This is a genomic window from Paenibacillus sp. FSL M7-0134, from assembly GCF_038007865.1.
In the GTDB taxonomy this organism is placed as follows: domain Bacteria; phylum Bacillota; class Bacilli; order Paenibacillales; family Paenibacillaceae; genus Paenibacillus; species Paenibacillus polymyxa_B.
In genome coordinates this window covers 2,553,838-2,579,090 of sequence record NZ_JBBOXV010000001.1, presented here as the reverse complement: position 1 = coordinate 2,579,090, position 25,253 = coordinate 2,553,838, and the positions used below count along the sequence as shown (strand labels likewise).

Genomic DNA, 25,253 nt, shown 5'->3' with positions numbered 1-25,253 from the left:
TAGATCTAAAAGTAAAACTCACTAGTCCCTAATATTTTCTAAAGTAGCGCTTCCCATCTCCTGTAGGCATAATAACCTTCTGGTCCCTACCCCGTCATTCTACCCGAAATGTAGACCCTTCCGTCCACACAATATAGTCAAATCAGGCATCGAAAAGACGATATAACGATCGCAAAATGATTTCTGAAAGCTGTCCGTTATCAAAGGTATGACTGGGAAACCGATAAGTTATCGGAATGGCATACTGTTCCTGCTGGCGGCATTGTCATAATCGAAGGAGTATATTCCATCCGAAAGGAACTAGAAGACAAATATGACTTCAAAGTTTGGGTTGATTGTCCACGAAAAATTAGGCTTTCAAGAGGTCTTGAAAGAGACGGAGACTGTACTCGTGGGAAGGATTATAATCGCTCCCTCATAAAGGGGCTACTTTCCTCCATTTTCTCACCCTCTATAAACAACAAAAAACCCTTGCTACGCAAGGGTTTTTGAGGAAATGGGCCCTGAGGGACTCGAACCCCCGACCAATCGGTTATGAGCCGACCGCTCTAACCAACTGAGCTAAGGGCCCTCAAAAAAATATGTATATTCACGTCACATATTCATAACAGCAACGTTAATTAATATACAACATTTTCTTGTGTTTCGTCAATAGCCTTTCGAAAATTTTCTTTTTAAAAATTATTCTCGTGGACTTACGGAATAAATCGGACACCATAACGACCTTTGCGCGAGCGGTACACCTCCACTGCGCGGGGATCATTGTAGCCATACATCCAGCCGTCGTGCTCCAACCTTTTTGCCAGACATCCTGCCTGAAATTTAGTCGTGTACAGTCTGCCATAGTAAATCCAATACATCCGAACTCCCTCTTTTCACATGATGGTAGGAGTTAGTGTAACCGGATCGAATTCGATTTACACGGCCTGAGCCATAACAATCTACAATGGTTAGCACGAGTGCGAATCGCTCTAATCATTAGCTCTGTTGGCCCCTATAGCTCATCTTATTTGCCAAAGGAAGCCGGATCCTGACGCCAGGAACGCAGCAGTTCCATCTCTTCTTCCTGAATAGTTCCTTCACGCAAGGCAACGTTCATCAGGGCTGTATAATTGGACAGGCTTTGCAGCTCCACACCTGCTTCTTCAAAGGCTTGAGTCGCTTTGTCTAGCTGGTAGCTGAAAATAGCTAGTACCGCTAACGGCTGAGCGCCTGCTTGTGCTACGGCCTGTGCTGCTTTAATGGAGCTGCCTCCTGTAGAAATGAGATCCTCGATGACCATAACCTTTTGTCCTGCGCTGATGCGGCCTTCAATTTGGTTCTCTTTCCCATGTCCTTTGGCTTTGTCCCTCACATAGGCCATTGGCAGATTTAGCTTTTGCGCCACCCAGGCCGCATGAGGAATCCCTGCTGTAGCTGTCCCTGCAATGACTTCGGTTTCGGGATATTGCTCACGAATGAGGGCAGCAAATGAGTCTGCGATCAGCTCGCGTACCTCCGGGTAGGACATGGTCAGACGATTGTCACAGTAGATTGGCGATTTAATGCCGGATGTCCATGTAAAAGGCTGTTGCGGGCGCAATGCCACCGCCTGAATACGTAACAGATGGGATGCGATTTGCTCGGGGATACTATTGAATGTGGTCATACTTGTATCATCTCCTCAATAATGTGTTCCGCTGCGGCACGTGGGTCTGCTGCTGCGGTGATAGGACGTCCAACAACAATGTAGCTGCTGCCTTGGGCAATGGCTTGCCCAGGTGTAAGCACACGCGACTGATCGCCTGCAGCACTACCTGCCGGGCGTATGCCAGGAGTTATCGTCTTAAAGTCTGATCCACATACAGCACGAATGGCAGGCACTTCCAAAGGTGAAGCTACCACACCATCCAGTCCCGCCTCACGGGTCAGTTGTGCGTAACGAACTACTGCATCCTGTACCGTACCAGGAATACCTAACTCCTTATTCATGGTCGTCTGATCCGTGCTGGTCAGCTGTGTGACTGCAATAATGAGCGGCATGGAAAGCGAACTGTCTGTGGAAATAGCTGCTTCTGCACCAGCTTTAGCGGCTGACATCATATTAACGCCTCCAGCAGCATGTACGTTGAACATATCCACACCTAGGCGGGTAATGCTCTCTGCCCCTCCCCGCACCGTGTTAGGGATATCATGCATTTTCAAATCCAGAAATACGGAGTATCCTCTGGACTTTAGCTGTTCTACAAAAGCTGGCCCTGCATTATAAAACAGTTGCATACCTACTTTTATATAACAGGGAATTCCCTCTAGCTGCCGAATTAACTGCTCAGCCTGTTGTGCATTGGGATAATCTAATGCAACCATCAGCCGTCCTGCCATCTGCTGAAATGCTCCATTCACCGTTCTACATCCCCTTTTCACGTCAATTCGGGTACATTTGCCCGTGATAAAGGACATCCGTCAGCCGAAGCTGATGAATGTCCTTCCCTGTGCTACTTATTTCCTCACATCTATTCGTAACGCATTAGTTGCTTAGGACCGGCATGGATTCGGATGTGAAATTGATCGTTTCCAGCATTCTTAGCAAAGCGCGTACTGTATCCAGTGAGGTCATGCAGACGATGCCATTCTCAACCGCTTCACGGCGGATACGGAATCCATCACGCTCTGGCGTTTTGCCTTTGGTCAGCGTATTGAAGACAAAGTTGGCTTCACCCGTACGGATCATATCCAGGATGTTCGGGTTACCTTCGCTCAGCTTGTTGATCGTGTTCACCGGAATATTGGCCTGCTTCATAGCAGCCGCCGTTCCACCTGTTGCAATAATTTTATAGCCCAGTCTGTAAAAGCCCTGCATCAACTCGACAGCTTCTTCTTTGTCCTTATCTGCCACTGTAATGATGATTGCTCCAGTAGATGGAATTTTCATGCCAGCCCCCACAAGTCCTTTGTACAGTGCTTTGGCATACTGAATATCGCGTCCCATGACTTCACCTGTCGATTTCATTTCTGGGCCCAGCGTCGGCTCTACACGGCGCAGTTTGGCAAAGGAGAATACCGGAACCTTAACCGAGACATAATTACTTTCAGGCCAAAGGCCTTCTGAATAACCTGCATCTTTAAGCTTACCGCCCAAAATAGCCTGTGTAGCCAGATTCGCCATCGGGATATTTGTGACTTTACTCAAGAAAGGAACCGTCCGCGAGGAGCGAGGATTAACCTCGATCACGTACACCTGGTCTTGATGAATGACAAACTGGATATTTACCAGACCGATCGTTTTTAATTCTTTGGCGATACTGATTGTAATTTCCACAATTTTTTGTTTCAGCTCGGCAGACAAGTGCTGTGGTGGATACACCGCGATCGAGTCACCTGAGTGAACCCCGGCCCGTTCTACATGCTCCATAATGCCTGGTACCAATACTGTCTCGCCGTCGCAGATGGCGTCGACCTCAACTTCTTTACCCAGCATATAACGGTCGATGAGCACCGGATGCTCTGGATTGATTTTAACCGCTTCTTCCATGTACCGCAGCAATTCCGTATCTGAGTACACGATTTCCATAGCGCGCCCGCCCAGAACGTAGGATGGACGTACCAGGACCGGATAGCCTAGCGCCTGTGCGGTTCCTACTGCTTCATCTACCGATGTGACCGTGTTGCCTTTAGGCTGTGCGATAGCCAGACGAGACAAAAGTTGCTCGAACTTTTTCCGGTCTTCCGCTTCATCGATACTTTCCAGACTCGTACCCAAAATATTCACGCCTGCCGCACTCAGCGGAGCTGCGAGATTAATGGCCGTTTGACCACCGAACTGGACGATAACCCCAATCGGTTTTTCCTGCTCGATGACATTCATTACATCTTCGAAGAAGAGCGGTTCAAAGTAGAGGCGATCGGATGTGTTAAAGTCCGTAGATACCGTCTCCGGGTTGTTATTGATAATAACTGCTTCGTAGCCTGCTTTTTGAATAGCCCATACCGCATGTACGGTGGAGTAATCAAATTCAATCCCTTGCCCGATCCGAATCGGTCCGGAGCCGAGTACGATAACTTTCTCTTTGTTAGATGGAATAACTTCATTTTCCACCTCGTAAGAGGAGTAGTAGTACGGAGTTGTGGCTTCAAACTCGGCTGCGCACGTATCTACCATTTTGTAGACCGGACGCAGGTTTTGAGCTAGACGGAATTCACGTACCTCACGCTCGGTTGTCATACTGTCGTTTTGGCCCATACTGCGAATCTCGGCGATAGAGCGGTCGGTAAAACCTTTACGTTTGGCCTGATAGAGTGTTTCGTAGGTCAGCTCAGACTCTCCAGCGATGATGGCTTCGAACTTGACGATTCCCTCTACCTTATCGAGGAACCACCAGTCAATTTTCGTCAAATCTTGAATCTCCTGCTGCTGCCAGCCGCGACGGAACGCCTCGGCTACCAAGAACAAACGCTCATCATCTGCTTTAATCAGGCGATCCTTGAGCACGTCATCAGACAGCTGTTCGGCTCCCTTAAGATGCAGACGGTTTACACCGATTTCCAACGACCGTACCGCTTTATGGATGGACTCTTCGAATGTGCGTCCGATGGCCATGACTTCACCCGTTGCTTTCATTTGCGTGCCCAGCTTGCGGTTGGCAGAAATGAATTTGTCAAATGGCCAGCGTGGTATTTTGCTCACGATGTAATCCAGTGTTGGCTCAAAGCAAGCATACGTTTGTCCCGTTACCGGATTCACAATTTCATCCAACGTGTAGCCCAGTGCAATTTTGGCAGCCATTTTAGCAATCGGATATCCAGTTGCCTTGGAAGCCAGTGCCGAGGAGCGGCTTACGCGCGGATTTACTTCAATTACATAGTATTGATAGCTGTACGGATCAAGCGCAAACTGTACATTGCAGCCGCCTTCGATATTGAGGGCGCGGATAATTTTCAGAGAAGCGGAGCGCAGCATCTGGTATTCGCGATCTGACAGCGTCTGACTCGGAGCTACGACGATACTGTCACCAGTATGCACGCCGACTGGATCAAAGTTCTCCATATTACAAACAACGATGCAGTTATCATTGCCGTCACGCATGACCTCATACTCGACTTCCTTCATACCTGCGATACTTTTTTCCACCAAACATTGTCCGATTGGACTGTATCTCAAGCCAGAGCTGACGGTTTCACGCAGTTCTTCTTCTGTAGAGCAGATACCACCGCCTGTTCCCCCTAGCGTATAAGCAGGGCGAACGATAATTGGATAACCGATTTCGTTAGCAAATTCTAACGATTCCTCTAAGGTTGTTACAATTACACTCTCCGGTACAGGCTGTTCCAACTCTCGCATCAAATCACGGAACAGATCACGATCTTCGGCTTGTTCTATCGAATTCAGTTGAGTTCCCAGCAGCTTGACGTTTTCACGCTCCAGCACTCCGGCGCGAGCCAGTTCCACTGCCATATTCAGACCTGTCTGTCCTCCCAGCGTAGGAAGCAGACCATCTGGACGCTCTTGACGGATAATCTGTGTTACAAAATCAAGTGTGATCGGCTCGATGTATACTTTGTCTGCCATGTTGGTGTCTGTCATGATGGTTGCCGGATTACTGTTGATCAGTACTACCTCGACGCCTTCTTCTTTGAGCGCTTGACAAGCTTGTGTACCAGCGTAATCAAATTCTGCTGCCTGACCAATGACGATAGGACCGGAACCGATCACAAGTATTTTTTTAAGTTCTGTATTTTTCGGCATATTAGCGCTCTCCTCTCACTGCGGCGGCGATAGCAGCCTGACGCGGTTGCTTTGGATGATTTCTTTTGTGCTCACGGATCATGTCCAGAAAACGGTCAAACAGGTAGCCATTGTCGTAAGGTCCTGGCGCAGCCTCTGGATGATATTGAACCGAAAACGCGGGATACTTGGTATGTTTAAGACCTTCAATCGTTTTATCGTTGTTATTAATATGCGTCACTTCAAGCTCAGTTCCTTGGATCGAATTCTCATTCACCGTGTAGCCGTGATTTTGTGATGTGATAAAGCAACGTCCGCTCTCCAGTTCTTTCACCGGGTGGTTACCACCGCGATGTCCGAATTTCAGCTTCTCCGTATCCGCTCCCGAAGCTAAAGCGAACAACTGGTGTCCCAAGCAAATTCCGAAAATCGGGTATTCCCCTAACAGTTCAGCTACCGTACGAACGGCATGGGGTACGTCTTTTGGATCTCCAGGGCCGTTAGACAGCTGGATACCGTCCGGGTCCAAACGGCGAATTTCCTCAGCCGTCGTATCATGTGGAACGACAACCACATCGCAGTCCCGTTTATTCAGTTCGCGCAAAATGCCGCTTTTTGCACCGTAGTCAATCAGTACGATCCGCTCTCCGTTGCCAGGACTGCTGTACGGATGAGGTGTGGAAGTCATAGGAACCTGATTACGCAATTCTTCAATGGTGAGGTCAGACATCATTTCTTTCAGTTCTTCCAGCGGCTGGGAACCAGTCGTCAAAATGCCCTTCATCGTGCCGTGATGGCGAATAATCCGGGTAAGCATGCGGGTGTCGATGTCGCTAATGCCAATGATGCCATATTCCTTCAGCAAATCGCCCACGCTGTATTGAGCACGCCAGTTACTTGGCGCCGGCTCGTAATGTCGAACAGCAAAGCCATGGACATAAGGCCGTACCGATTCAAAGTCATCCCGAGTAATTCCGTAATTGCCAATCAGCGGGTAAGTCATCGTTACGATTTGTCCGCAATAAGAGGGATCAGTCAGCACCTCTTGATAGCCTGTAATCCCTGTGTTGAAAACGACCTCGCCTGTTTTTTCACCTTCCGCACCAAATGATGTGCCTGTAAACAGCGTGCCGTCCTGAAGTAACAATCTTGCCTGCATCCCGTCTCACTCCTCTATATTGTTTCCTGCTATTAGGTTCTATTTATTTAGTGGTTTCTATTTATTTTGCTTCGTCAGCAGACCATACCAGTTTGCCGTCTACCCAAGTTTTCACGGGCCAGCCTTTGAGCTTCCAGCCTGTAAAAGGAGTGTTGCGTCCTTTGCTGGCAAACGTTTGCGGATCAACTGCCTGCTCCTGCTCCAGATCAATCATGGTCAGGTCAGCTGGAGCCCCTTCTTCCAGGCGTCCCGTATCAAGGCGGAAGACACGCGCTGGATCAGCAGTCATACGACGCACTAGAAAGTCCAGCGTCCACTGTCCGGTAGCTACGAATTTTGTGTACAACAGCGGGAAGGCCGTCTCGAATCCAACGATTCCGAATGGCGCCAGCTCCATACCTCTTGCCTTCTCTTCCTCACTGTGCGCTGCATGGTCGGTTACGACGATGTCAATCGTACCGTCTTCCAGTCCCTCGATGCATGCCTGCACATCACGTGGGGAGCGGAGCGGAGGATTCATTTTCCAGTTCGCATCCAGCCCAGGGATGTCCTCATCTGACAATACCAAGTGGTGTGGGCATACCTCAGCCGTTACCTTGATGCCAAAAGATTTCGCGTGGCGGATTAACCGCACTGACTGCTCCGTGCTGACATGGCATACATGATAGTGTGCCCCGGTTGCCTCGGATAGTAAAATGTCTCGTCCGACGTGAATGGCTTCGGATTCGTTCGGAATGCCTTTAAGTCCGTGGCGCTTGGCAAATTCTCCGTCCGTCACCGCCGCTCCTTCAACAAGCGTGTTATCTTCACAGTGTGCAATAACCGGCATATCCAGTGCTTTGGCCCGCGCCATGGCATCCTTCATCATTTGCGCGCTTTGCACCCCGACACCATCGTCAGTAAAGCCGATTGCACCCGCTGCTTTGAGCGCTTCAAAATCTGTCAGCTCACGCCCCAGTTCGTTTTTCGTAATGGCTGCGTAAGGAAGAACCTTGGCAAGCCCGGCTTCCTGTCCCTTTTTCAATACCAGCTGGACTGTGTCCACATTGTCAGTCACTGGACGTGTGTTTGGCATGCAGGCAATCGTCGTAAATCCGCCTTTCACCGCCGCACGGCTGCCCGTTTCAATCGTTTCTTTATATTCAAAGCCAGGTTCTCTCAGATGCACATGCATGTCGATTAAACCGGGAATGACCAGTTTTCCCAGGGCGTCGATTTTTTCAACTTCGCGCTCCTGCTCAGATGCCCCTTCTTCTATAAGTAGGCTGACTCCAGCATCTGCATTTGCGATAGCCAAAATTTTTCCGTCGGCGATTAGGATGGATTTCAATTCAGCCTCGCCCTGCTCGTTCAATACGCTTGCATTCATTATTAATTGTTTCATCTGAAATATTCCTCCGCTCAGTTTTCTGCAACTTTTTCCTACGATCCAATTGACAGCTTCTACAGCTTCATTGCCCGTTCCATAACCGCCATGCGGATCGGAACTCCGTTTGCCATTTGCGGAAAAATTCGCGATTGTTCGCTTTCCACAACTGCACTATCAATTTCCACATTCCGATTCACTGGAGCTGGATGCATGATAATCGTTCCGGGCTTCAGGTTCGCTGCTCTTTTTTCTGTCAAACCGTACTGCTCTCGGTACTCATCCGCTGAGCGCAACATCCCTTCAGCATGCCGTTCCAGCTGTACCCGAAGCATCATGACCACGTCCGCCTGTAGTGCCTCTTGCATCGGAACATAAGGCGCGTACGCCGCAAGATCAGGTGCTTGCATATTATCAGGAGCGCAGAAGCTAACCTTGGCTCCGAATTTTTGCAAGGCCCACAGATTCGAGCGAGCGACACGGCTGTGCAGAATGTCTCCTATGATGGATACTCTCAAGCCTTTAAGCTCACCGAAAGTTTTGCGCATGGTGTACAGGTCCAGCAGAGCCTGCGTTGGATGCTCATTGTTGCCGTCCCCCGCATTAACCAGTGGGACACTGACCTTCTCGGCGAGCTCTTGCAGCACACCGGCTGGCTTTAACCGAATGACTCCTGCATCAATGCCCATGGATTCGAGCGTACGTACTGTATCGTAAATGGACTCCCCTTTTTCCACACTGGAAGCCGCAGCGGAAAAGTTCAAAACCTGAGCGCCCAGCCGCTTCTCTGCCATTTCAAAAGAAAAGCGGGTGCGAGTGCTGTTTTCAAAAAACATGTTGGCCGCAAAGCGTGATTGCAGTACTGGAACCAGTTTTTCTGGTTGAGACTCCCAATAATGAGCGCGATCCAGAATGGACTCGATTTCATTTCGGCTAAGTTCCTTTAACCCGAGCAGGCTACGTTCTTTAAGTTGACTGGCTGTTGTGATCATAGCTGTTCCCCCCGGTTCTGAATGATTGTCACTTCGTCCTTACCGTCCGTCTCTTGAAGGGCTACTACGATTTCCTCAGATTTGGAGGTCGGGATGTTCTTGCCGATGTAATCCGGACGAATCGGAAGCTCACGGTGTCCGCGATCCGCTAGCACTGCCAGCTGAATCATTTGCGGTCGTCCGCAGTGCATCAATGCATCCATCGCCGCGCGGATGGTGCGGCCTGTATACAGCACATCGTCAAAGAGAATGACTTTCTTATCATGAACCGATACGTCAGCAGGATTCATCAAAAGCTCTTTTCCATTTCCTTTAGCTTCGGCTACGCTGCTCCGGTCATCCCGGTAGGCTGTAACATCCAGCTCTCCCCATGGAATTGGTGCGCCTTCAATCTCAGCAATTTTTTCAGCCAGACGTTGCGCCAAATGAACTCCGCGTGTTCGAATACCTACTAGCACACAATCGTCAATACCTTTGTTTTTCTCCAAAATTTCATGTGCAATCCGTGTCAATGCCCGACGAATCGCAATTTCATCCATCAGTACATGTGTTTCATGACTCATGCTTCCAGCCTCCTCAGGTGATGTTCCCTTCAGACCTGGTCCCGTGTTCGGATACAAAAAAGACTCCTTGCCCAAGTTTGGCAAGGAGTCTCGTGTGAACAGTCTTCTACTGTTCTCCGATCTCTCGGACACACTGAAGACATACCGCCGCAGCGGATGCACTGATCAGTGATCCATTCACGTTACCTTGCCAGCCTCACGGGACTGATTTAAAGGTGCTATTCAGGATTTCCTTTGTCCTGCTTCTCATAGTGTGAGATGGTTAGCCATCTCTTGGACAAAGTTCATCGCAACTACAAGAAGTATGACAGATTGAAAATCGTGTGTCAACACCCGTTCAACCGGAACCACCGGAAGCACTCTAATAATTATACAACTTCATTGTATAATTATCCATAGTTGTTTTTACCCATACCTTATCCCACAATAAAAAAACCGCCATTTAGGCGGTTTAACTTAATAATTTATTCAGGTTTGTGAATAGGAATGCAAATTGTCATTGTTTTAGCGACTACGCAAGGATGCTAACACATCCTCCATATCAGGAGGGATCGGTCTGTTGAATTCCATGTACTCTCCAGTGGATGGATGCTTAAAACCCAGTACCGCCGCATGCAGCGCCTGACCATCCATACGAACCCCTTTACTACGTCCATACATAGGGTCGCCAACCAATGGGTGTCCAATAAATTTCATGTGAACACGAATTTGGTGTGTGCGTCCTGTTTCCAATTGAAGTTCAAGCAGGGTATAATCCCCCAAACGTTCAATGACGAGAAAATGGGTGACTGCATGCTTGCTGTTACGTTCCGTCACTGTGAACAATTTGCGATCACCCGAATCGCGGCCAATCGGAGCATCTACCGTTCCCTGATCGTGGCTCAAATGACCGTGAACTAAGGCTATATATTTTCGAGTCACACTATGATCCTTAAGCTGTGCTGCAAGTGATGCGTGAGCCTGATCATTTTTAGCCGCCATTAGCAGTCCTGATGTATCCTTATCAATACGGTGAACAATACCAGGACGTAATTCCCCGTTGATGCCGGAAAGATCGTGGCAGTGGTACATCAGTGCGTTAACCAATGTTCCCGAAGAGTGTCCCGGTGCAGGATGCACGACCAGACCACGTTGCTTGTTAATAACAATAACGTCCGAATCCTCGTAAACGACATCCAACGGAATATTTTCCGGTACAATATCTACACTTTCTGGCTCCGGTACCGATAATACAATACGATCTCCTTCAGCCAGCTTGTAGTTCGCCTTGATCGCCGTACCGTTCACCAACACCCGACCATTTCCGATCCACAGCTGTATCTGAGAACGAGACACTTCCTTCATTTCTTCGGCGATATATTTGTCTATACGTGTTTTGGCATCCACGGAATCCGCTGTCCATTCCAGAGATTCACTCTCCAGTTCGTCTTCATAAGACAGACCTGCGGCTTCGCCGTTTTCATTCACTTCGCTCATGCTATGACTTCCCTTCAATGCTATCATTGCCATTTCCTTTTTCCCGACGCGATTCCAGCAATGTATCCAAAATAATCAGTGCTACACCGATGACAATCGCCGAATCTGCCACATTAAAAATCGGGAACGTATAGCTTCCAAAATTGAATTGCGCAAAATCAACCACTTCACCTGAAATAGCCCGATCCAAAAAGTTACCGACTGCTCCCCCCAGCACCAAACTTAGCGCAACAGGAAGTAGCTTTTGTCCAGCCTTGACTGTTTTTCGCAGGTACCAGACGATACCGATCACCACTACAATTGTAATCACGATAAAAAGCCAACGTTGACCTTCCAAAATCCCAAAAGCGGCTCCACGATTACGATGGGAGGTGATTAAAAAGAAATTGCCGATGACTGGTATTTGCTCGTACAATTCCATCCGCGTAGCCACCAAATATTTGACTCCCTGATCAATCAAAAAAATAATTAGCGCAATACCAAAATAAATCACAGTCCTTCGTCACTCCGATCCGCTTATATCCGTTGTTGAACCCATTTATTGTAGCATAAGCGTTCTCAGATCGTCCACGAAACCCGCAAGCATCAAGTACAGATCATCTATAAAATGAACTCCACTGCATTTGATTAGAATTTCCTATGTAAAAGAGGCCTTCCCGGTGCAAACTACAAGGAGCATACTCGACACAACGCATGCGCATGTAAACCTAGAACAAGGAGAGGATTCCATGTCCCCATTGACGGAGCAACAATTGCAGGGCTTGCGTAACGAACTGCTGGAACGCAAAAAAGAAATTGAGCATCGTTTGCAGGACAACGGCCATTACGGACTCGGCGATTCCCAACGCGATCAAACCGGCGAGCTTTCTCCTATTGATAACCACCCAGGAGATCTGGCTACTGAAACCTACGAGCGAGCCAAGGATATTTCCTTACTGGAGCACGACGAATTCCAATTAGAACGCATCGAATCAGCTCTGATGGCCATGGAAAAGGGGACGTATGGCATTTGTGCCGCCAGCGGTAAACCCATTCCCTATGAGCGCCTACTGGCTGTTCCCTATACCATTTACTGTAAAGAGTACAGTCCCGAAACAGAAGTGTCTAACCGCCGCCCAGTAGAGGAAGAATTTCTCGCTCCCTCGTTCGGCAGAACGAGTCTGGATGAGCGTGATGATCAAAACGGCTTCGACGGTGAAGATGCCTGGCAGATCGTCGAAAATTGGGGTACCTCTAACACACCAGCCATGGCCGAAAGTGGAGAAATCCACAGTTATGATGATATGGAAATTGAAGCAGGCGATGATAATATGGGCTTCGTAGAGCCATACGAAAGCTTTATTGCTACTGACATTTATGGACAAAATGTATCTGTTATTCGCAGCTCCATTTATCAGCGTTATATCGAAGATGGCGAGGGCGAAGGTCTACTGGAGCCGGATACGCACGAAGACGAATCATGAACTTCAAAGTGGAGATCGCTGCCTAATAGGTGGTAAGCTCCAATTGTCGCTGTACGATCCGTACAATATCAGCGATATAATCACCGATAATCGGCAAATTCAACGCTCCGAGCACTTGCAGCACATAAATAATGGTAGCGGCAAAAAAAGTAAAACCTAGCGCGATGCCGATTCCCCGGGAAACGCCTGATATTAGATTTAGCCAGAGTAATCGCCAAGGCTTATTCAGCAGCAAAGCGTAATCTGCAATACGTGTCCGTTCCATCTGCTCTGACACAGCACGTATCAGCTTTTCAACACGACTTAATTGCTCTGCCTGATTACCTGTTTTGCTTTTATCTGCGGCTACGGCAGCCCCTTCTCCGTTCACCCCTCGGAGACTCCTTCCCTGTCTACGCCTTGATCGTGCCGTCATATGCACAATCCCCCTTTCCCATGGCTGCCCTGAACGCAGCAAACGAGCCGAAGCACGTAACGGAGAAAACCCGTTTCCGATGCTTAGGCTCGTTTTTATATGCTGCCTGTTATTGTATTATGGGACAGGGGGCTTGTAATTATTCCCCAATATGAACGCCGATGGTTTTACCGTTCACTTCCACATGTTCTGCCGGTTCGGCTTGACCAAATGTCACAGTAGTAACCAATACGTTCTCACGCAACACAGAGTCGAAGCTTTCGATGGCCAGACGCAGCTCATTATCTACATCCAACGTCAACGCCACATACTTTTCAATCGGCAGATCCAGTTTTTTACGATAATCCTGTACCGCACGAACCACTTCACGTACCCAGCCCTCTTGCTCCAGCTCCGGCGTAATGTCTGTGTTCAACGCTACCGTTAAGCCATAACCGGAAGCAGAAGCGAAGCCTTCTTTCGCTTTTTTCTCCACCAGCAGTTCTTCGGCCGTAACTTGCAGCTCTTCACCTTCTGGAGAAGCGACGTTTAACACTCCTTTTTCTACAACAGAACGGGTATCCTCAGCAGACATTCCTTTGAAAAAGTTTTGTAGGAAACCGACATTTTTGCCGTATTTCTTGCCTGCTACTTTCAAATTCAGTTTCAGTGTAAAATCTACAAAGCCGCTATCGTCCGTCTCAACATGAATATGCTTCACGTTAATTTCATCTTTGATGATTTCCTCATAGCCACTCAGTTCAAAATCCTGATCCATGGACAGAATCAACTCGGACAACGGTTGACGCGTTTTCAAACCCGTTTCGTTGCGGACGTTACGCGCCAATTCGACGACACGACGTGCCGTTTCCATGTCTCGTTCCAGTTCCAGATCGATCAAGGACTCATTGGCAGTCGGATAATCATCCAAATGAACACTTTCCCCGTTGCTCAGATTGAGGTAAATATCCTCTGCAAGCAGTGGTGTAAACGGCGCAAGCAGTTTGGCAGTCGTTAACAGCACCTCAGTCAGTGTACGGTATGCATCCAGCTTATCTTCTGTAAGACCATTGCCCCAGAATCGGTCGCGTGAACGACGGATATACCAATTGCTCAGCTCATCAACAAACGATTCAATTGCTTTAGATGAGTTCAGGAAGTCATTTACAGCCAGCGCTTTGTCCACTACCAAAATGAGGCTGTTCAGACGGGACAAAATCCAACGATCCAACTTATGAGCCGATGGTTTGAACGGATGCTGTGCCGGATCAAATCCGTCGATATCCGCATACAAGGTCAGAAAAGCGTGTGTATTTACAAGCGTATCCACCAGCTTCGATTTAGCCTCACCTACAATGCCTTTGGAAAAACGTTTGCTATTCCATGGTGCACTATCAGACAGCAATGCCCAGCGGAAAGCATCTGTACCGTACTCGTCAATCACTTCCCACGGATCAATAACATTACCCTTGGATTTAGACATTTTCTGCCCCTGCTCATCCAGTACATGGCCTGTCGCCATGACAGCTTTATAAGGAGCTTTGCCAGTCAGCATAGTCGAAACCGCAAGCAAGCTATAGAACCAGCCACGAGTCTGGTCAATCCCTTCACAGATCATATCTGCCGGAAATTGCTGCTTGAACGTTTCATTATTTTCAAAAGGATAATGATGCTGTGCAAACGGCATGGAGCCACTATCGAACCATACGTCGATTACTTCCGGTGTACGAGTCATTTCGTATTTACCGCATTGGCTACGAACCTTAATATCATCTACATATGGTTTGTGCAGCTCGATGTCCGCTGGTACATCGCCAATCGCACGTTCCCTCAATTCAGCAATACTATGTGGAGCGAACTGTTCTCCAGTTTCTTCACAAACCCAGATGTTTAGCGGTGTACCCCAATAGCGATCGCGACTGATGTTCCAATCCACCAGTTCCTCCAAAAACTTGCCAAAACGTCCTTCACGTATATGCCCCGGGTACCATTCGACTTCGCTGTTGTTGGCAATCAGTTGATCCTTGATCGCAGTTGTTTTGATAAACCAGCTGTCCATAGCATAGTACAATAATGGAGTATCGCAGCGCCAGCAGAACGGATAGCTATGCTCGTATTTTTCCTTGCTGTACAGCAAGCCTTTTTCGGACAGCATTTTAACAATATCTACATCACAGTCTTTCACAAAACGGCCTGCAAAATCAGTGATTTCCTCTACATAGTTACCTTGGAGATCCACTACGTTGATGAATTCAACACCATTTTCACGACATACCCGGTAATCATCCTCACCATGCGCTGGAGCCATATGAACGATACCTGTACCACTGGAGTCTGTTACGAACTTCGCACCCAGAATCTGATTACCCTTCTCAACCTGAAAATACGTAAATGGCGGGGTATACGTTTGGCCAACCAGTTCTGAACCGGATAGTGTGCCAATCACTTCATGATCGCCTTTAATTACGTCCTCAACCAGATTTTTAGCAACGATGTATACACCGTCTTCCTGCTTCACACGTGCATATTCCAGTTCAGGGTTGACGGCGAGCGCCACGTGACTCGGCAAGGTCCAAGGTGTTGTCGTCCAAGCCAGTACATATTCACCACTGCTATGCAACTTGAATTTCGCCGTGGCACTCAGATCCTTCACATCTTTGTAGCCCTGCGCTACTTCATGAGAACTTAGCGTCGTCTGACAATCCGGGCAATACGGACTCACACGATGACCACGATACAACAGATCTTTTTCATGAATTGTCGCCAAAATGTTCCATACGCTCTCGATGTAGTTATTATCCAAAGTAATGTACGGGTTATCGAGGTCTGTCCAGTATCCGATCGCTTCGGTTAGATCACGCCATTGTTGCTCATACTCAAACACGCTTGCCTTACATTTCTTAATAAACTTTTCAACGCCATATTCTTCAATTTCAGGCTTGTGGGAGATTCCCAGTTGCTTTTGTACACCCAATTCTACTGGCAAGCCATGCGTGTCCCAGCCTGCCTTACGTACGACGCGGTATCCCTTCATTGTCTGATAGCGGCCTACAAAATCCTTAATTACACGTCCCAGCACGTGACCGATATGCGGTTTACCGTTAGCTGTTGGTGGGCCCTCATAAAATACAAAATTTGGCTTTCCTTCACGATTTGTGATGGATTTACGGAATGTGTCCTCTTGTTTCCATTTGCTCAGGATGCGCAGGTCACGGGACCGTGCTTTTTCTTTAACATCCACTCTGTTCATACTGTCATACTCCCTCTCTGCTCATCATTGATTTCCCTAGCATTTCCTAAAAAAAGCAACAAAAAAAGCCCCATCCCTGTAAAGGGACGAGACTGTGCTCGCGTTACCACCCTGATTCCGTAAAAACAGACCATTCTAAAAATACAGTCTCATCACGGCTCTCTGAGCCCCACTCAACTACAGCAGGGCGCCATTATAACGCATGGCAAACGGTGATTGCTTACACACGCCATAAATCTTAAGCGCTTCAGCTCACTTCTCCGGGAGGATCTTCGGTCATGTTCTGAACGTTGGCTTGCACCGGAAGGCCAACTCTCTGAGGGACAAATCATGACGTACTCGTTCCCATCAACGAATTAAACATGTTAAATTCATCGAATATTAAATCAGCAACATCGTTGCCTTGAATAACAACCATCAGCCGACGGACGGATAATCATTGAATTCAGTATAGTATTTACAGTTATAGCCTGTTTAAAGACAAAAGTCAACCCTAACAAAGCCTAATAAAAGCTTGTCAGAAATGAAATTAGTAAATTTCTTTCATCTCACGCTCGCGCTCCAGTACTTCGCGTTCCCGGTTTTCAAGGGCTTCCCAGCCGTCTTGGCTTAACAAGTCAAGCTGCGCTTCCACCAGTGTACGAAACCGTGCTCGGTAAATCGATGCCTGCTTCTTCAGTTCTTCAACCTCCAACGCGATCTTGCGGGATTTAGACAATGCTTCGTTCACAATACGGTCCGCATTTTTTTCCGCTTCCTTCACGATCAGTTGGGATTCTTTCTTGGCGTTGTTACGAACTTCATCAGCCGCTTCCTGCGCCACGATAATCGTCTTACTCAGCGTATCCTCAATGGTCGCGAAATGATCGAGCTTCTCCTGTACGTTCAACAACTCGGTGCTCAGTTCTTTATTTTCACGAATAACGCCCTCGTAATCTTTGATCACCTGATCCAAAAATTCATTAACCTGATCCTCATCATAACCGCGAAGCCGGCGGGCAAATTCCTTGTTATGTATATCCAATGGCGTTAATGGCATGCCGTCCACCTCCTATAAGATTGACAAAAATTACATTTTCCGCGTCACGACGCTCACTATCATCTATCGGTCATCATACCCCGTTTTGTGAATACTGTACAGAGCAAAATCGTTCCAGTTCTTCGCTATAGCTTAATTCTTTCGACAGAAAGTTCGTGATTCCTGCCTACAGCTATACAAACTTACCAATTTTGACACGGAATCTTCCCTTTTTTGTCATCCCGTCTGTTTCTAGCACTTTGAAACGCCCAAAACCCTGCATGGAAATAACGTCCCCAGCTTTAAGTGGAGTGGATGGATTCTCCTCCACCTTCCAATTTACCCGGCACCGTCCCGCCCGAATCGGTGTTAATATTTTACTGCGGCTTAGCTTGTACACATCGCTGGCAATACCGTCCAGCCGCAAAGAAGCGACCGTCAGATCTAGCGCCTCTAATGCAACTTCCTTCGTTCGCAGACTCGCTACAGGCAACAGTTCTGTCCATACATGAACACGATGTACCTGCTGCAAATGCATCGTCATAAAATCACCGATCTCTGAAGCTACCAATACATGGCACCCATCATCAAGTACATGAATGTCCCCGATTTTCCCACGTTTGATTCCAAGTCCCAGTAGGGCACCTAGATAATCACCGTGTTCAAGGGTACCTACTTTATGATCGTCAGATGTGATGGAAAGGACCTGAATCCCCATCTCCTCACCGTCCAAATACGAATAATCGGGCGCAATAAGCGCCCGCTTTCGTTCTGAAGCCATATATCCGCCATCTACCCTAATCGTGACCTTGTCTTCCTTCGAAGCAAGTGTCTCCAATATGTACTGTTGGCGCGGGTCCAAAAAATCAGTCAGCTTCTGCTCATGATAAGCTCCCGCATGACTGATCCATTCGGAAGCGCGATCCACATAATCCCGTTCATCCGGGTGAAAATGCTCATAAATCTCAGTTCGCATAACTCCTCCTAGACGAAATTACCAATTAAAGAAATCAAACCGTATGACGCAAAACGCAGAGCAATCAGCGCAACGATGGGTGAAATATCAATCATCCCGAAGATTGGCGGTATAAACCTGCGAAAAGGAGACAAATACGGCTCCACAAACTTGGCAAGTAAATCGCCAATTACACTCTCTCTGGCATTAGGAAGCCATGACAGCAGAACATATGCAATGATCATGTACGAATAAATCTGAAATAGCCAGTAAATTACCTCGATCAAGAAAAGTTCACCTCATTCTGTTAAGTTCTTGTTCAGTGTCAGCCAGTATTTCCGTAATAGAGCCTTGAATCTCAACCGTGTCTGGTGTACACAGAAAAATATTGTTCCCGACCTTGGAAATACCACCACCCAGTGCATACACAGTACCACTCAAAAAATCAATAATGCGCAGCGCCTGATCCTTGCGAATTCGTTGCAAATTAACTACGACGGTACGATGGGAACGGATATGGTCGGCAATTTCCTGTGCTTCATCATAAGAACGCGGCTCATACAGGACAACTTTCACATTTTTCTGTGAATGGATGCTGACAACATTAGTGCTCTTCTGGTTCTTACGTTTATCAAAGCTTGGGGTTTCAATTTCTTGATCTTCCGGCGTATTCATAACCTCTCGCTCTATAACTTCCTCTTCTTCCTGAAGCCCCAGAAAGTTCATGAACTTATTCATTACGCCCAATGGAAATCCTCCTCTCGTCCGACCAGTACGGAACCAAGCCGCAGCCAGGTCGCTCCCTCTTCAACCGCCACTTCAAAATCATTGGACATCCCCATAGACAAGTGAGCGATGGGTTCTCTGGTCAAGGCTTGTCCATTTAACCTATCCCGTAATTCACGTAATCCCCGAAACACAGGCCGAGTTTTTTCCGGGTCTTGCTCATGAGGAGCCATCGTCATCAAGCCAATCACGTCCACATGCTCCAACTCGCGAATTTGTTCCAAAAAGGGGACAACCGCCTCAGAGGACAAGCCATATTTGGATATTTCCCCAGAAATATTGACTTGCACAAAAGCTTTAACTCGCAGTCCCAGAGCGGCTGCCTTCTTGTCCAATTCCTGAGCGAGCGATAAGCGGTCAAGCGAATGTATAAATTTAAATTTTCCAATCACATCTTTAACCTTATTCGTTTGGAGATGACCAATAAAATGCCACGTTCCCCGGTCACCCAACTTGCTCCATTTATCCGCAGCATCCTGCCAGCGATTTTCGCCCACATGCTCTAAGTCGCTATCCAATACCGATGTCATTGTCGCCGCCGAAACATATTTCGTGACAGCGATCACATTAACTTCATCACGCGAACGTCCGCTTCGGGCACATGCCGCTTCTACACGGGCATTCACTTCTTTAATTCGTTCCTCCAAAGACACGGGAGGACTCACCTCTCTTCCAGACCAATCCAACTCGCCATTCTTCCTGTGACGCCGCCTTCTTTGCGATATGAAAAAAACAAATCGCTACGGCTACTCGTGCATAAGGTAGTACATTCGATATGGCTCGGCAATATTCCTGCTTTCATCATAATGTGTCGATTGCATTGTTTCAAGTCAAGTAGTGTTTTTCCGTTGGTTAAGGGGAAGTAAACAGAACCTTCCCATTTATCATTACCCGGGCAATCATGCTCCAAAACCCGAATTTGGCTCATCACATGCTCATCCACCTCATAGGATTCAGAACCAATGGAAGGACCAATAGCTGCTAGTATATCAGACGGCTGAGATCCATATTCGTTTTGCATGGTCTGTACCATTTTCAATGCGATTTCCGCAACGGTTCCCTTCCAGCCTGCATGCGCCAACCCAATCACACGGCGCACTGGATCACAAAAATATAATGGTACACAGTCTGCATAAAAGGACGTCAGCAAAATGCCAGGTACATTCGTCAAAAGTCCATCTGTGTCCTGAAAAGCGGATGCACGATCCATAAAGCCTCGCCCGCGATCAGCAGCCTTGACCACGGCAACATGATGACCATGAACCTGTTCACCGCACGTCCACGCTTCAGCAGCAAAGCCAAGCTGCTCAGCAATGAGCCGACGGTTACGAATAACTTGCTCGGGGTCATCCCCTACATGGAACGCACAGTTCAGACTAGCGTAGGGCACCTCACTGACACCGCCATGACGACCTGTAAAACCCGCTGTTAATCCCTGAACCTGCCGCTCCCAAGATTGAATATATAACAACTCCGGTACGGGACGTCCGCCATCTTGCATAAGCGCAGCCCCCGTAGCCTCGGTGTTCACTACAAATGGTTCCATTCATTCTCACCTCTACTGCCCAGTGTACCAAAAAGCCGCCGCCGTGTCTTCACAACACACTAAAATACGTAGATCTGCAAGTTCAGAAGCCCCGTCGGTCACTCCGCTCTTGACGTTCGATATACAACTTTTCCTCACCTTCACCCGACGGCTCATGCAATCCTTCCAGTCGTACAAGCACAACATCCGAACCAATTTTCACAATGTTGCGCCACGGAATGACCAACTCGCTTCCGCCTCCAAACCAGCCCATAAAACGACTGCTGCCTGGAACCACAATGGCTTCAATTTTCCCCTGCCGCACGTCAATCTCCAAATCACTGATTTGTCCCAGACGTCGTCCATCTACAATGTTAATGACATCCTTGGTTTGAAACTCGGAAATTTTCATTGCTCTTACTGACGTTTCTGGTGCACTCACACGCATCACATCCTTTATTTCACTATATGAGCGGAAGAGCCCAAAAAATGTCCTGTAAACGCAAAAACGATCCGGGTAGGATCGTTTTTATCGCTGAATCATTCAAGCATTCATTTCATTAGGACTTTACATGTTTTTGCATTTGCTGTATAGCCGACTTCTCTAATCTTGAAACCTGGGCTTGAGAGATACCGATTTCGTCGGCAACCTCCATTTGCGTCTTTCCTTCATAAAAACGCATAGACAATATCATCTTTTCACGCTGGCCCAGGCGATGCATCGCTTCCCGCAGAGCGATTTCCTCAATCCATGAGACGTCTTTATTTCTGTCATCACTGATCTGATCCATCACATAGATTGGGTCGCCCCCGTCGTGATATATCGGCTCGAACAGCGAAACCGGATCCTGAATCGCATCCAACGCGAACACAACGTCTTCTTTGGGCACATTCAATGCCTCTGAAATTTCAAAAATCGTTGGTTCTCGCGAGTTCAGATTCGTCAGACTGTCCCGCACCTGAAGCGCCTTATATGCAATATCCCGTAACGAACGAGATACACGGATCGGATTGTTATCCCGCAAATAACGGCGGATCTCTCCGATAATCATCGGCACCGCATAAGTGGAGAACTTTACGTTTTGCGAAAGGTCAAAATTATCAATCGCCTTCATTAGGCCGATACATCCTACCTGGAACAAATCGTCCACAAACTCTCCCCGATTGTTAAATCGTTGAATCACACTCAGGACGAGTCGGAGATTGCCGTTGACCAATTTTTCTCTGGCTGATCGTTCATTATTTTGCTGAAGTGATGTGAACAACTCGCGCATTTCTGCATTGGTTAATACCGGCAGTTTGGCGGTATCCACACCGCAAATTTCCACTTTATTTCGGGTCATCGTGTCTTACCTCCCAAGGAGCAACATTAATGTACATTATCTCCTGAGGGCATTTTTTTATTCGCCGTTTCCATCGCTTCCGGATATACCCATGCATTATACCATTTTATTAAATTCTTTTCGTAAGCGCTTTATAATTCGCTTTTCCAGACGCGAAATATACGATTGCGAGATACCCAACAGGTCAGCAACATCCTTCTGTGTCTTCTCTTCTCCGTCTTGTAAGCCGAAGCGCAGCTCCATAATCAAACGCTCTCGATCCGTCAACTTATCCAGTGCCTTATGCAATAATTTACGGTCCACCTGCTCCTCAATATTACGGTAAATGGTATCATTTTCCGTCCCCATCACATCGGAAAGCAATAATTCATTACCGTCCCAATCAATATTCAGAGGCTCATCAAAAGAAACTTCCGTTCTCGTTTTACTATTGCGACGCAAATACATCAAAATCTCATTCTCAATGCATCGAGACGCATATGTCGCAAGTTTGATTTTCTTCTCTGGATCAAAAGTGTTAACCGCTTTGATTAGTCCAATAGCACCAATGGATACGAGATCCTCAATGTTGATTCCCGTATTCTCAAATTTACGGGCAATATATACGACTAACCGCAAATTTCTTTCGATTAGCATCGACCGTACTGCTGCATCTCCAGAAGAAAGTTTCCCCAGCAAATATTCTTCTTCGTCTCTCGTCAGCGGTGGGGGGAGCGCCTCGCTGCCGCCAATATAATAAATTTCTTCACTTTTCAGCCCAAATAAAAATAAAATACGATAATATTGCAATTGCAACGCTAGCCTAATTTTCATCTTCAATTTCATCTGTTCCCACATATCATTCTCCCCCTTTTGAAAATAGTGCAATTCCAGCTGTGCTCCGCCCATTTCACCATTGGATATTTCTCGTCGCCTTCAAACATCATTTTGTGTTTATGCTCGTCATCCTGATTCCGTAAAATGCTCACTAAAATGTGCATCTCGTTTCTGGTTGGTATCAGCACTGCCCTCTTCTTGTGCCGTTACATCCGGGTGGATGATGGCACGATACTTACCCTCTGCTGACAATGTTCCCCCATCCAAGCCAATCAACACTCGATGATGTACAAAATGAGCCCCATTCATCACCACCTCTACTCGGTCTGGTTTGAGGGCGAGCATAAAGGAATGACTGCGGTTAATTCCACGATAGGGGACGAGACGAACACGATCCTGCCAGCTAAACGATTCGTCCCCCAGTTCCATCACCAGTTGGTCAGCATTACCCTCAGAACATTTTCGAAGCCAGGAGGCGGGCAAATACGATTCCCACAAGGCCGCCTCCATGACCATCACCGGGGTTCGGGTCAAAGGATCATAGAGCTGGTTACCTGTATCCAACAAGCCTGTACACTCAATATGATCCTGCCCAATCCACACCTGCACTTGTCCCAGAAACCCACTCATCCTTTCTGTGCGCTGCTTTGAGGACTGCACAATACGAAAGAAAAGCATCACTCCGCCAAATGCGAATAAAATAAACCAGAATGCGATTTTCAGTTCAAAAGACATTCCTCCCGAAGCGGTGTACCAGATACCATTAAACAATTCCCCCGTATTTTGGAGAAAATAATGCATCCCCAAAATGCCACCTGCAGCTACAAAATTGATCATGTAAAAAGCACCCATTGTACGAAGATACTTTTGCATGCTGCCAAATCCAAAAGCCACCAGCAGCATTATGACCGATAATGCCAGTTTGATCAGGAACGTAAATAAAAAGGACAGTTCCGGCACAAACATCATGACCACGTACATTGCGCCGATTCCAGCTGAAGCCATCAACCTCCACCACACCGGACGAATTTTTCTCATCCAGGCGGTGACCATCAGCAGCACAGCATCAATGAACAAATTGGCCAAAAAAATCAAGTCGATATAAACAACCAAGACTTCACCCGCCCAGCGTTTGCAGGATAGGCTTAAGTATAGTAGTCATGCTGTTCAAAGTCTGTCTAACGGTGGGGACGGTGACCGACTAATTTTGTCGGAAAGAGGAGAAGTGCCTGAACTGCAGGATGCGGAAAACAGAAAGAAGCCCGCATCTCCAGGGAGAATGCGGGCAGTCTGAATTGAAACTAGTTATCGTTATTATTATTGCGCGAACGGTTACGTAAGAATGTAGGAATGTCTAATTGGTCACTGCTTTGAGTGTTACCAAATGGACGCAAGTTAGGAGAGCCTTTTTCCGCCGATTCGGAAGTAGCCGGGTTGGCTGCCGGTTTACGTCCCGGTGCCGGTTGACTTGGCTTGCCTTCAAAGCCAGTGGCAATGACGGTAACCTTGATCTCTTCTTTCAACTCTTCGTCAATGATAGCACCGAAAATCATGTTTACTTCCGGATCGGAAGCCGATGTTACAATTTCAGCCGCCTCATTAACCTCATATAGAGACAGGTTGTTGCCACCAGTGATGTTCATAATCACACCACGAGCACCTTCAATGGATGTCTCCAACAACGGGCTCATGATAGCCTTGCGTGCTGCTTCAGCCGCACGATTTTCACCAGTTGCTTCGCCAATCCCCATCAAAGCGGAGCCACGCTCCGTCATGATCGTCTTAACGTCAGCAAAGTCGAGGTTGATTAGACCCGGTACAGCGATCAAATCTGAAATACCTTGTACCGCCTGACGCAGAACATTGTCTGCTTCACGGAATGCTTCCAACATTGGGGTTTTCTTATCCACAATTTCAAGCAAACGGTCATTCGGGATTACTATCAAAGTGTCTACTTTTTCTTTTAATCCCTCAATACCAAGTTCAGCTTGATTGGAACGCTTACGCCCTTCAAACGTGAATGGTCGGGTTACCACGCCTACAGTCAGCGCGCCGCATTCCTTGGCAATTTCAGCAATGACAGGAGCCGCTCCGGTTCCAGTACCGCCACCCATTCCCGCCGTTACGAATACCATATCCGCACCTTTGAGCGTATTCATAATGAGCTCACGCGATTCTTCAGCCGCTTTTTTACCCACATCGGGGTTAGCGCCGGCACCTAGACCGCGGGTCAGCTTATCCCCAATTTGAAGCTTATGCTCAGACTTCGCTAAATGAAGTGCCTGGGCATCTGTATTGACTGTGATGAACTCCACACCCTGAACACCATTTTCGATCATTCGGTTAACCGCATTGCTGCCGCCGCCTCCGACGCCGATCACTTTAATTTGAGCCAAGCTCTCCATTTCAAAATCAAATTCCAACATACTATTCCATCTCCCCCTCA

At 47.5% G+C, this 25,253-nt stretch carries 24 protein-coding genes, 1 tRNA gene, 1 pseudogene and 1 other annotated feature; of the genes and pseudogenes, 2 read left to right on the top strand and 24 right to left on the bottom strand.

Annotated elements, in window-relative coordinates:
- Positions 1-195: 195 nt before the first annotated feature.
- Positions 196-396, top strand: a pseudogene (locus tag NSQ58_RS11540) (uridine kinase); the annotation flags it as partial.
- Positions 397-497: 101 nt separating this feature from the next.
- Here the strand turns inward: NSQ58_RS11540 and NSQ58_RS11535 are convergent.
- The 11 genes from NSQ58_RS11535 to lspA form a co-directional block, all read right to left on the bottom strand.
- Positions 498-571, bottom strand: a tRNA-Ile gene (locus NSQ58_RS11535).
- Between the two features lie 124 nt (positions 572-695).
- Complete coding sequence (locus tag NSQ58_RS11530) at positions 696-860, bottom strand: hypothetical protein (RefSeq protein WP_014282411.1); 165 nt, start codon at positions 858-860, stop codon at positions 696-698.
- A 146-nt stretch (positions 861-1,006) separates the two neighbouring features.
- Positions 1,007-1,648 carry an orotate phosphoribosyltransferase gene (gene pyrE / locus NSQ58_RS11525; protein WP_013311063.1) on the bottom strand — a complete coding sequence of 214 codons (642 nt, stop codon included), beginning with the start codon at positions 1,646-1,648 and terminating at the stop codon, positions 1,007-1,009.
- Positions 1,645-2,439: an orotidine-5'-phosphate decarboxylase gene (gene pyrF / locus NSQ58_RS11520; protein WP_081327469.1), complete on the bottom strand. Its 795-nt coding sequence runs from the start codon at positions 2,437-2,439 to the stop codon at positions 1,645-1,647. The genes pyrE and pyrF overlap by 4 nt, the downstream gene beginning before the upstream one ends.
- A 67-nt stretch (positions 2,440-2,506) precedes the next feature.
- On the bottom strand, positions 2,507-5,722 hold the full coding sequence (gene carB, locus NSQ58_RS11515) for a carbamoyl-phosphate synthase large subunit (protein WP_341057432.1): 3,216 nt from the start codon (positions 5,720-5,722) through the stop codon (positions 2,507-2,509).
- A 1-nt stretch (position 5,723) separates the two neighbouring features.
- Positions 5,724-6,860 (bottom strand): glutamine-hydrolyzing carbamoyl-phosphate synthase small subunit, encoded by a 1,137-nt coding sequence (carA, locus tag NSQ58_RS11510; RefSeq protein ID WP_075154448.1) that lies wholly within the window; start codon positions 6,858-6,860, stop codon positions 5,724-5,726.
- A gap of 61 nt (positions 6,861-6,921) precedes the next feature.
- Positions 6,922-8,244 (bottom strand): dihydroorotase, encoded by a 1,323-nt coding sequence (locus NSQ58_RS11505; protein ID WP_341057430.1) that lies wholly within the window; start codon positions 8,242-8,244, stop codon positions 6,922-6,924.
- A 59-nt stretch (positions 8,245-8,303) separates the two neighbouring features.
- Entirely contained in the window at positions 8,304-9,218 is a 915-nt protein-coding gene (locus tag NSQ58_RS11500) for an aspartate carbamoyltransferase catalytic subunit (protein WP_023989427.1), read from the bottom strand.
- Positions 9,215-9,781: a bifunctional pyr operon transcriptional regulator/uracil phosphoribosyltransferase PyrR gene (pyrR, locus tag NSQ58_RS11495; protein ID WP_023989428.1), complete on the bottom strand. Its 567-nt coding sequence runs from the start codon at positions 9,779-9,781 to the stop codon at positions 9,215-9,217. The genes NSQ58_RS11500 and pyrR overlap by 4 nt, the downstream gene beginning before the upstream one ends.
- A 504-nt stretch (positions 9,782-10,285) precedes the next feature.
- On the bottom strand, positions 10,286-11,257 hold the full coding sequence (locus NSQ58_RS11490) for an RluA family pseudouridine synthase (RefSeq protein WP_023989429.1): 972 nt from the start codon (positions 11,255-11,257) through the stop codon (positions 10,286-10,288).
- Position 11,258: 1 nt separating this feature from the next.
- The gene (lspA, locus tag NSQ58_RS11485; protein WP_023989430.1) at positions 11,259-11,750 is read right to left on the bottom strand and encodes a signal peptidase II; all 492 of its coding nucleotides are present in this window, start codon (positions 11,748-11,750) and stop codon (positions 11,259-11,261) included.
- Positions 11,751-11,985: 235 nt separating this feature from the next.
- Here lspA and NSQ58_RS11480 point away from each other — a divergent pair, with 235 nt between their 5' ends.
- Positions 11,986-12,720 carry a TraR/DksA C4-type zinc finger protein gene (locus NSQ58_RS11480; protein WP_341057429.1) on the top strand — a complete coding sequence of 245 codons (735 nt, stop codon included), beginning with the start codon at positions 11,986-11,988 and terminating at the stop codon, positions 12,718-12,720.
- 22 nt (positions 12,721-12,742) lie between these two features.
- On the opposite strand, the gene NSQ58_RS11475 is transcribed toward NSQ58_RS11480, so the two are convergent.
- The 13 genes from NSQ58_RS11475 to ftsZ form a co-directional block, all read right to left on the bottom strand.
- A complete protein-coding gene (locus NSQ58_RS11475; protein ID WP_341057428.1) occupies positions 12,743-13,135 on the bottom strand; it encodes a DUF5665 domain-containing protein in 393 nt (130 codons plus the stop codon).
- Positions 13,136-13,274: 139 nt separating this feature from the next.
- The gene (gene ileS / locus NSQ58_RS11470; RefSeq protein ID WP_341057427.1) at positions 13,275-16,364 is read right to left on the bottom strand and encodes an isoleucine--tRNA ligase; all 3,090 of its coding nucleotides are present in this window, start codon (positions 16,362-16,364) and stop codon (positions 13,275-13,277) included.
- A 79-nt stretch (positions 16,365-16,443) separates the two neighbouring features.
- Positions 16,444-16,725: a binding site (T-box leader), on the bottom strand.
- A 168-nt stretch (positions 16,726-16,893) separates the two neighbouring features.
- Positions 16,894-17,403 (bottom strand): DivIVA domain-containing protein, encoded by a 510-nt coding sequence (locus NSQ58_RS11465; RefSeq protein ID WP_023989434.1) that lies wholly within the window; start codon positions 17,401-17,403, stop codon positions 16,894-16,896.
- Positions 17,404-17,575: 172 nt separating this feature from the next.
- Positions 17,576-18,358 (bottom strand): YlmH family RNA-binding protein, encoded by a 783-nt coding sequence (locus NSQ58_RS11460; protein WP_068942336.1) that lies wholly within the window; start codon positions 18,356-18,358, stop codon positions 17,576-17,578.
- Between the two features lie 8 nt (positions 18,359-18,366).
- Positions 18,367-18,624 carry a YggT family protein gene (locus tag NSQ58_RS11455; RefSeq protein WP_023989436.1) on the bottom strand — a complete coding sequence of 86 codons (258 nt, stop codon included), beginning with the start codon at positions 18,622-18,624 and terminating at the stop codon, positions 18,367-18,369.
- A gap of 7 nt (positions 18,625-18,631) precedes the next feature.
- Positions 18,632-19,084, bottom strand: a complete 453-nt coding sequence (locus NSQ58_RS11450; RefSeq protein WP_023989437.1) for a cell division protein SepF — start codon at positions 19,082-19,084, stop codon at positions 18,632-18,634.
- Positions 19,075-19,776: a YggS family pyridoxal phosphate-dependent enzyme gene (locus tag NSQ58_RS11445; RefSeq protein WP_053325766.1), complete on the bottom strand. Its 702-nt coding sequence runs from the start codon at positions 19,774-19,776 to the stop codon at positions 19,075-19,077. The genes NSQ58_RS11450 and NSQ58_RS11445 overlap by 10 nt, the downstream gene beginning before the upstream one ends.
- A gap of 8 nt (positions 19,777-19,784) precedes the next feature.
- Entirely contained in the window at positions 19,785-20,669 is an 885-nt protein-coding gene (pgeF, locus tag NSQ58_RS11440; protein ID WP_341057426.1) for a peptidoglycan editing factor PgeF, read from the bottom strand.
- A gap of 82 nt (positions 20,670-20,751) precedes the next feature.
- A complete protein-coding gene (locus NSQ58_RS11435; RefSeq protein WP_028540485.1) occupies positions 20,752-21,090 on the bottom strand; it encodes a YlmC/YmxH family sporulation protein in 339 nt (112 codons plus the stop codon).
- A gap of 118 nt (positions 21,091-21,208) precedes the next feature.
- Positions 21,209-21,991, bottom strand: coding sequence for an RNA polymerase sporulation sigma factor SigG (gene sigG, locus NSQ58_RS11430; protein ID WP_007431182.1), 783 nt, complete (start codon positions 21,989-21,991; stop codon positions 21,209-21,211).
- 96 nt (positions 21,992-22,087) lie between these two features.
- Complete coding sequence (gene sigE, locus NSQ58_RS11425) at positions 22,088-22,828, bottom strand: RNA polymerase sporulation sigma factor SigE (protein ID WP_175405300.1); 741 nt, start codon at positions 22,826-22,828, stop codon at positions 22,088-22,090.
- 105 nt (positions 22,829-22,933) lie between these two features.
- Positions 22,934-23,920 (bottom strand): sigma-E processing peptidase SpoIIGA, encoded by a 987-nt coding sequence (spoIIGA, locus tag NSQ58_RS11420; protein ID WP_341057425.1) that lies wholly within the window; start codon positions 23,918-23,920, stop codon positions 22,934-22,936.
- A 188-nt stretch (positions 23,921-24,108) separates the two neighbouring features.
- Complete coding sequence (gene ftsZ / locus NSQ58_RS11415) at positions 24,109-25,233, bottom strand: cell division protein FtsZ (protein ID WP_013311084.1); 1,125 nt, start codon at positions 25,231-25,233, stop codon at positions 24,109-24,111.
- Positions 25,234-25,253: the final 20 nt, after the last annotated feature.